1 protein-coding gene is annotated in these 1,949 nt (G+C 72.8%); it reads left to right on the top strand.

Features of this window, described 5'->3' with window-relative positions:
- Nucleotides 1-1,949, top strand: a 1,949-nt coding sequence (locus CcI156_RS23665; RefSeq protein WP_139341619.1) for a condensation domain-containing protein, incomplete at both ends; no start/stop codon positions are given.

Here is a 1,949-nt window from a genome sequence, read left to right as displayed (position 1 = left end):
GTCGGGGCCGACGACGGCTTCTTCGACCTCGGCGGCGACTCGCTGCTGGCCATGCGGCTGATCGCTCGCGTGCAGGCCGAGCTGAACGTCGGGATGGACATCCGCGCGCTGTTCGCCGAGCCCACCCCGGCCGGTGTCGCCGGGCTGGTCGGCGAGGGCGGCGCGGCCCGCGCCGCGTTGGTCCCGAGGCCCAGGCCCGACGTGATCCCGCTGTCGTACGGCCAGGCCCGGATGTGGTTCCTCAACCGGCTCCAGGAGGGCAGCGCGGTCTACAACACGCCGTACGCGCTTAACCTGAGCGGAGACCTCGACCGATCGGCGTTACAGGCGGCGCTGACCGATGTCGTGCGGCGGCACGAGGCCCTGCGCACCGTGCTCCCCGACACCGACGGTGTCCCCCGCCAGCAGATCCTGCGGGAGGACCCCGAACTCGTGATCGTCTTCGCCGCGGCGGAGGAGCTGCCCGGTCTGCTGGCGGCCGAGGCGGGCCGCGGCTTCGACGTCGGGCGTGAGCCGCCGTTGCGGGCCCGGCTGTTCGCGCTGTCCGAGCGGGAGCACGTGCTGTCGCTGGTCATCCACCACGTCGCGACCGACGCCTGGTCCATGAGCGTGCTGGCCAGGGACCTGCYCACGGCCTACGCGGCGCGGTCCCGCGGGCAGGCCCCGTCGTGGGAGCCGCTTCCGGTGCAGTACGCCGATTTCGCCATGTGGCAGCGTGACCTGCTGGGCGACGAGTCCGACCCGGACAGCCTGATCAGCGAGCAACTGGCCTACTGGCGCGAGGCACTGGCCGACCTGCCCGCCGAGCTCGCCCTGCCCGCCGACCGGCCGCGCCCGGCCGTGGCGAGCTTCACCGGTGGTGAGGTGCCGATCCGGATCAGCCCCGCGGTGCACGCCCGGCTCACCGACCTCGTGCGCGGCGGCCGGGGAACGCTGTTCATGGTGGTCCAGTCGGCGATCGCGGTGCTGCTGTCCCGGCTCGGCGCGGGCACCGACATCCCCATCGGGGCGCCGGTCGCCGGCCGCGGTGACACCGCGCTGGACGACCTGATCGGCTTCTTCGTCAACACCCTGCTGCTGCGTACCGACGTCAGCGGCGACCCCTCGTTCGAGGAACTGCTGGCCCGGGTGCGGGAGCGGAACCTGGCCGCCTACGCCCACCAGGACGTGCCGTTCGAGCGGCTGGCCGAGGAGTTCCGTGGCCGCGCCCGTCACCCCGTCTTCCAGGTCCTGCTGGCCTTTCAGAACGTGCCGCTGGACACGCCGTGGGAACTGCCGGGACTGACTGTGCGGCCGGTCCAGGGTGACGGGGACGCCGTCGAGTTCGATCTGTCCTTCAGCCTGGAGGAACGCAGGACCGCCGCCGGGACACCGGCCGGCATCGAGGGCGTGGTGCGCTACTCCGCCGACCTGTTCGACCGTTCGACGGTGCGGAGGCTGGCCGAACGTCTGCTGGGCGTGCTGGAGCGCGTCGCCGCCGATCCCACGCTGCGGGTCAGCCRGGTGCCCGTGCTGGGTGCGGACGAGCGTCACCGGGTCCTCCAGGAGTGGAACGACACCGGGGCCGCGGTGGCCGACGGCACRCTGACCGGGGCGTTCGCCGCCCGGGTGGCCGAGTGTCCCGACGCGGTGGCAGTGCTGGACCGGTACGTCACGCTGACCCACACGCACCCGGACACGGCGGCGAACTGGGTTGCGCAGGACCGGTACGTCACGCTGACCTACGCGCGCCTGGACACGGCGGCGAATCGGGTGGCGCGGGATTTGGTGGCGGCTGGGGTGCGGTCTGGTGATCGGGTTGGGGTGGTGATGGAGYGGTCGGTGGAGTTGGTGGCGGTGTTGGTGGGGGTGGTGAAGGTGGGGGCGGCGTATGTGCCGGTGGATGTGGAGTGGCCGGTGGTGCGGGTGGGGCGGGTGCTGGCTGAGGCGGGGGTGCGGGTGGTGGTGGC

It is taken from the genome of Frankia sp. CcI156, assembly GCF_001983015.1.
Lineage (GTDB): Bacteria > Actinomycetota > Actinomycetes > Frankiales > Frankiaceae > Frankia > Frankia casuarinae.
The sequence above is the reverse complement of the archived record's forward strand: the minus strand, read 5'-3'. Positions and strand labels throughout refer to the sequence as shown.